The organism is Aeromicrobium sp. PFPM2_SD2 (genome assembly GCF_057364525.1).
Genome location: NZ_JBNFNZ010000110.1, coordinates 1 through 6,477 on the forward strand (window position 1 = coordinate 1; position 6,477 = coordinate 6,477).

Annotated in this window: 5 protein-coding genes; 2 read left to right on the forward strand and 3 right to left on the reverse strand. The window is 70.2% G+C overall.

Annotation, left to right across the window (positions count from 1 at the left end; all coding sequences use genetic code 11):
• Nucleotides 1–153 precede the first annotated feature (153 nt).
• Together AC2W7G_RS07230 and AC2W7G_RS07235 are read right to left on the reverse strand one after the other, a co-directional pair.
• Nucleotides 154–2,349: a 3-hydroxyacyl-CoA dehydrogenase NAD-binding domain-containing protein gene (locus AC2W7G_RS07230; RefSeq protein ID WP_485867838.1), complete on the reverse strand. Its 2,196-nt coding sequence runs from the start codon at nucleotides 2,347–2,349 to the stop codon at nucleotides 154–156.
• 35 nt (nucleotides 2,350–2,384) lie between these two features.
• Nucleotides 2,385–3,599 (reverse strand): acetyl-CoA C-acetyltransferase, encoded by a 1,215-nt coding sequence (locus AC2W7G_RS07235; RefSeq protein WP_485867839.1) that lies wholly within the window; start codon nucleotides 3,597–3,599, stop codon nucleotides 2,385–2,387.
• Nucleotides 3,600–3,772: 173 nt separating this feature from the next.
• Here AC2W7G_RS07235 and AC2W7G_RS07240 point away from each other — a divergent pair, with 173 nt between their 5' ends.
• Nucleotides 3,773–4,504, forward strand: coding sequence for a MerR family transcriptional regulator (locus tag AC2W7G_RS07240; protein ID WP_485867840.1), 732 nt, complete (start codon nucleotides 3,773–3,775; stop codon nucleotides 4,502–4,504).
• Nucleotides 4,505–4,605: 101 nt separating this feature from the next.
• Nucleotides 4,606–5,607: an IS481 family transposase gene (locus tag AC2W7G_RS07245; protein WP_485867841.1), complete on the forward strand. Its 1,002-nt coding sequence runs from the start codon at nucleotides 4,606–4,608 to the stop codon at nucleotides 5,605–5,607.
• Between the two features lie 105 nt (nucleotides 5,608–5,712).
• Here AC2W7G_RS07245 and AC2W7G_RS07250 read toward each other — a convergent pair.
• On the reverse strand, nucleotides 5,713–6,477 hold a 765-nt coding region (locus AC2W7G_RS07250; protein WP_485867842.1), incomplete at its 5' end, for a hypothetical protein.

The window sequence follows — 6,477 nt, forward strand, 5'->3', positions numbered from 1 at the left end:
GCCTACCCGCCGCCCCCGCCGGATTTTCGCACGCGGGTCGCGCGGCTCATGACGACGCTGGACGCCGCGCTGCGCGCTTCGCGCCCCTGACCCCGGACGCGACGAGGCCCGCCGGACGACGTCCGGCGGGCCCCGCCCAGGTCAGGAGACGAGTCAGAACGTCTCGTTCTTCGCGGCCTTCTCCAGCAGCAGCGCCGGCGGGTTGAACCGGTCGCCGTACGTCTTGGCCAGCTCCTGCGCGCGCTCGACGAACGCCTGCACGCCGATGCTGCCGTCGGCAGCCTCGTAGCCGTTGATGTGCTGGATGACGCCACCGTGCAGCGCCGGGAAGCCGATGCCGAAGATCGAGCCGATGTTGGCGTCGGCGGTCGTGCGCAGCACGCCCTCCTCGAAGCACTTCACCGTCTCCAGCGCCATGATGAACGTCAGGCGCTCCTTCATGTCGACCAGCGGCGGCTGGGTCTCGGCCGTCGGGTACTTCTCGGTCAGCCCCGCCCACAGGCCGGTGCGCTTGCCGTCGGCGTAGTCGTAGAAGCCGGCGCCCTTGAGCTTGCCCGAGCGGCCCTGCTCGATCATGTAGTCGATGACCTCCTCGGCCGGGGACGCGTCCCACGTGCCACCGGCGGCCTCGACGGCGGCGATGGACTCCTTGCGGATCTTGACCATCAGCTCGAGGTTCAGCTCGTCGGACAGCTGGAGCACCGGCGCCGGGAAGCCGGCCTGCGTCGTGGCGCGCTCGATGCGGACCGGGTGCACGCCCTCGGTCAGCATGGAGATGCCCTCGTTGACGAAGGTGCCGATGACGCGGCTGGTGAAGAAGCCCTGGCTGTCGTTGACGACGATCGGGATCTTCTTGATCTGCTGCGTGTAGTCGATCGCCCGGGCCAGCGCCTCGTCCGACGTCTTCTCGCCGGCGATGATCTCGACGAGCATCATCTTGTCGACCGGGCTGAAGAAGTGGATGCCGATGAAGTCCTCGGGACGCGTGACGCCCTCGGCCAGCTTGGTGATCGGCAGCGTGGACGTGTTCGAGCCCAGCAGGGCGTCGGACTTCACGACCGGCTCGAGCTCGCCGAAGACCGACTTCTTGAGGTCGACGGACTCGAAGACGGCCTCGACGACCAGGTCGCAGCCCTCGAGGTCGGCGTAGTCGGCGGTGGGCGTGATGCGGCCCAGCACCTCGTCGCGCTTCTCCTGCGTGATGCGGCCGCGCTCGAGCGCCTTGTCGAGCAGCTTCTCGCTGTAGCCCTTGCCCTTCTCGGCGGCCTCGAGCTTGACGTCCTTGAGGACGACCTCGATGCCGGCCTGGGCCGAGACGTAGGCGATGCCCGCGCCCATCATGCCCGCGCCGATGACCGCGACCTTCTCGACCTTGCGCTTCTCGACGCCCTCGGGGCGCGAGCCGCCGGCGTTGATGGCGTTGAGGTCGAAGAAGAACGCCTGGGTCATGTTCTTGAACTGCTGGCCGACGAGCAGCTCGACCAGGTAGCGCGACTCGATGCGGCTGGCGGTGTCGAAGTCGACGGCCGCGCCCTCGACGACGGCCGACAGGATCGCCTTCGGGGCCTTCATGTCGGCGCCCTTGAGCTGCTTGCGCAGCATCGCGGGCAGCGCCGGCAGGTTGGCGGCGAGCGCCGGGGTCTTCGGGGTGCCGCCGGGCATCTTGTAGCCCTTGCGGTCCCACGGCTGCGACGCGGCGTCGGCGTCGTCGGCGTGGGCCTCGATCCAGGCCTTGGCGGCCGGGACCAGCTGGTCGGCGGACTCGACGAGCTCGTCGACGAGGCCGAGCTTGAGCGCCTTGGCCGGCTTCATGCGCGGGCCCTGCAGCAGGACGTTGAGCAGCGCGTCCTGGATGCCGAACATGCGGACGGTGCGGGTGACGCCGCCGCCGCCGGGCAGCAGGCCGAGGGTGACCTCGGGCAGGCCGATCTCGTAGCGGCCGTCGACCGCGATGCGGCGGTGGGCCGCGAGCGCGATCTCCAGGCCGCCGCCGAGGGCGGCGCCGTTGATGGCCGCGACGACCGGCTTGCCGATCGTCTCGAGCTTGCGCAGCGTGGCCTTGATGCGCTCGACGTTGTCGAACAGCGCCTGCGCGTCGTCGCGCGTCGCCTGCGTCATGAGCTTGAGGTCGCCACCGGCGAAGAAGGTCTTCTTCGCCGAGGTGATGACGACGCCCTGGATCGCGTCGGCGTCGGCCGCGACGTCCGCGGCGAGGGCGTCGACGGCCTTCTCCATGGACTCGACGTACGCCTGGTTCATCGTGTTGGCGCTCTGGCTCGGGTCGTCGAGCACCAGGGTGGCGATCGCGCCGTCCTTCTCGTAGCGGACGGCCTCGGTGGTGGTGGTCATGTGGATGAAGTCTCCTGAGGTGGAAGGTCCGCGGATCAGATGCGCTCGACGACGGTCGCGATGCCCATGCCGCCGCCGATGCACAGCGTGGCCAGGCCGTAGCGGCCCTCACGACGCTCGAGCTCGTCGACGAGCGTGCCGAGGATCATCGCGCCGGTGGCGCCCAGCGGGTGACCCATGGCGATGGCACCGCCGTTGACGTTGGTGCGGTCGGCCGGGAAGTCACCCAGGTCGCGCATGAGCTTGAGCGCGACGGCGGCGAACGCCTCGTTGATCTCGACCAGGTCGAGGTCCTCGGGCGTGAGGCCGGCCTTCTTGAGCGCCTTGTGGCTGGCCGGGCCGGGGCCCGTCAGCATGATCGTGGGCTCGGAGCCGACGACGGCGGTCGAGACGATGCGGGCGCGCGGCGTGAGGCCGTGGCGCTCGCCGGCGGCCTCGGAGCCGATCAGCACGATGCCCGCGCCGTCGACGATGCCCGAGCTGTTGCCGGCGTGGTGGACGTGGTTGATGCGCTCGACCTCGGTGTACTTCTCCAGCGCGACGTCGTCGAAGCCGGCGAAGGAGCCCAGGTCCTTGAACGACGGCTTGAGGCCGGCGAGGCTCTCGACCGTCGTGCCCTCACGGACGAACTCGTCGTGGTCCAGGATCGTGATGCCGTTGGGGTCGACGACCGGGATGACCGAGTTCTTGAAGTAGCCGTTGGCGATCGCCTTGGCCGCGCGGGCCTGCGACTCGGCGGCGAACGTGTCGACGTCCTCGCGGCTGTAGCCCTCGATCGTGGCGATGAGGTCGGCGCTGATGCCCTGCGGGACGAAGTCAGCCTTCAGCGCGGTGCGCGGGTCCATGGCCCACGGTCCGCCGTCCGAGCCCATCGGGACGCGGCTCATGGACTCGACGCCACCGGCGACGATGAGGTCCTCCCAGCCCGAGCGGACGCGGGCGGCGGCCTGGTTGACGGCCTCCAGGCCCGAGGCGCAGAAGCGGTTGAGCTGCACGCCGGCGACCTCGTAGGGCAGGCCGGCGGCCAGCGCGGCGGTCTTGGCGATGTCGGCGCCCTGGTCGCCGATCGGCGAGACGCAGCCCAGGACCACGTCCTCGATCTGGGCGGGGTCCAGGGTGGGGTTGCGCTTCTGGATCTCCTCGAGCAGACCGGTCACGAGCGTGACCGGCTTGACCTCGTGCAGCGATCCGGTCTTCTTGCCGCGACCGCGCGGCGTGCGGATCGCGTCGTAGATGAAGGCGTCGGTCATGGGGTGGGTCCTCCCAGCGGAATGTGCATGCATGTAAGCGCTTGCTTACTGGCTCCCGTCATTGTGACACCACAACTGTCAGAGCGGTAGGGCGGTGCCGTGACGTGACCCACATCATGAGCCAGGTGGCCGCTCGTCCGCCTGCCGGTGGACGCCCACCTATCCTCGTGCCCATGAGCGGCGCACCTGTGGAGTCCGGCGACCCGGACTCGATGACCATCGAGCAGCTGGCCAGCCGGGTCGGCATGAGCGTGCGCACCGTCCGCTTCTACGCCGGCCGCGGGCTCATCCCGCCGCCGCGCCGCGAGGGCCGCAACGGCTACTACGGCTCGGACCACCTGGTGCGGCTCGAGCTCGTCCGCGAGCTGCAGGCGCACGGCTTCACGCTCGCGGCCATCGAGGGCTACCTGGAGAACCTGCCCGGCGACGCGAGCCCCGAGCGGGTCGCGCTGCAGCGCACGCTGCTCACGCCGTGGACGCCGACCAAGCCCGAGACGCTGCCGCGCGCCGAGCTCGAGCAGCGGGCCGGCCGGGCGCTCAGCGACGACGACCTGGAGCTGCTGGTGGCGCTCGGGGTCGTCGACCCGACCCCGACCGAGGACGTCTTCGAGGTCGCGCCGGCCCACCTGGGCCTGGGCGTGTCGCTCATCGACATCGGGCTGCCGATCGAGGCCGCCGACGCCGCCCGGCGGGTGTTCGCCGAGCACGGACGCGCGATGGCCCACGAGATCGACGAGGTGTTCCGCGTCCACGTCTGGCCGCACCTGAAGGAGTCGCACGAGTCGCCGGCGCAGATCCGCGCGATCGTCGAGCGGTTCAAGCCGCTGACCATCCAGGCGCTGGTCAACTCCTACGCGCAGGCCATCGACGAGACCAAGCGCGCCAGCGTCCACCGCCGCACCTGACGGCTAGGTGTAGTTCCCCGGGAGGTTGTGAACGGCTGACGTGAGGTGAGGACCTCCGGTATCGAAGGGGTTACCACACCATCCTCGAACCAGAGGTCCTCATGACTCACGCTAATGCGCCGTTGACTCCTGTTGGTCGCGAACGTCTTGCCCGGTTGATCGTGGACGACGGCTGGCCCGTTGCCAGAGCCGCCGAACGGTTCCAGGTCTCGCCGGCGACGGCATCGAAATGGGCCCGCCGGCTACGAGCCGGTGAGCCGATGACCGATCTGTCTTCGCGTCCTCGCTCATCGCCAACGCGCTGCCCGGCCCGGTTGGAACGTCGGATCATCGCTCTGCGGTTCACCCGCCAGTGGGGACCGCACCGGATCGGGTTCCATCTGGGTGTCCCGCGCTCGACCGTCGGCCGAGTCCTGTGCCGGTATCGGATGCCGCTGCTGGCCCACCTGGACCAGGCCACCGGCCTGGCGGTCCGCCAACCACGCGCCGTTCGCTACGAGGCCGCTGCACCGGGCGACTTGGTCCACGTGGACATCAAGAAACTCGGCCGGATCCCCGACGGTGGCGGCTGGCGCGCCCACGGCCGCGGCTCAGCCCAGGACCGACAAGCCGGCTCGGCCCGCGACCGGGCTGCTCGAGGTGGTGCGCCTGGCTCGCGGGGCTACGTGTTCCTGCACCACGCCATCGACTCCCACTCCCGACTGGCCTACTCCGAACAGCTGCCCGATGAGCGCAAGGAGACCGCCGCCGGCTTCTGGACCCGGGCACGGGACTTCTTCGCCGACGCCGGGATCACCGTCACCGCGGTGATGACCGACAACGGCGCCTGCTACCGATCTCACGCCTTCGCCGCAGCGCTCGGCGAAGGAGTCAAACACCGCAGGACCCGCCCCTACCGGCCACAGACCAACGGCAAAGTCGAACGGTTCAACCGGACCCTGACCACCGAATGGGCCTACGCCCAGAACTACTCCTCAGACACCGAACGCCAAGCCACCTACACCGACTGGCTCCACAACTACAATCACCACCGACCCCACACCGCCATCGCAGGCCTCACCCCCGCTCAACGCGTTCACAACGTCACGGGGAACTACAGCTAGGAGTCCCCACCTCCCTCGGGAAGTCACCTCCTCGCTGAGCGTGACGTTGTGTACGCCTTCACCGACGTGTCGCGTGCACAACGTCACGCTCAGTGCATTCTGGGGTCAGTCCCATCGCCGGGCCGGCGCCCAGGTCCACCACCAGGACGGACGCTCGAGCGTCCAGCCCTGCGGCCGATGGGCGCTCGTCTCGCGACGGATGCGCGCGAGGCGAGCCGCCAACGCGCGACGATCCCGGTGGTCGTCCGCGGTCACGCGGACGACCACCAGACCCGCCCGCGCCATCTGCTCCTGGCGGTGGTTGTCGCCGGTCCGACGCGCGCGCTCGGCATGGTCGTCGCCGTCCGTCTCGACCACGATGCCCCGCTCGACGTCCAGCAGGTCGGCGACCCCGAGCAGCCGCCCCTCCAGGTCGAACACCGCCTCGTTGACCCGGACCTCCCAGTAGCCGGCGTCCCGCACGGCGACCAGGCGCGTGCTCGTCTCGAGCGGGCTGGCCGACCGCGTGCTCACGAGCGGCAGGGCACGCCGGACCAGCGTGATCCCGCGCGTCTTCGCGTGGCTGTCCAGCACGGCACGGATGCGGGACGGGCTCGTCCGCGACCCCGGGGTGACGGTGGAGCAGCACGCGTCCAGCACCTCGACGGCCTCGCCGAGTGATCGAGCGTCGAGCGCCATGTCGTACGCACACCGGGCGAGCGTGGCCACGCACACGCCTTGGATCCGCTCGATCTCGTGCTCGTGCAGGACGCGGCGCGAGACGTCGAGCCCCGGCCGTCCGCGCTGCTGGCCCCGGTGGCTCACCACGGTGACGGGCAGGTCCCGCCCGCCCTGACGGCCGTCGAACGCCGCGACGCCGTGGACGCGGGG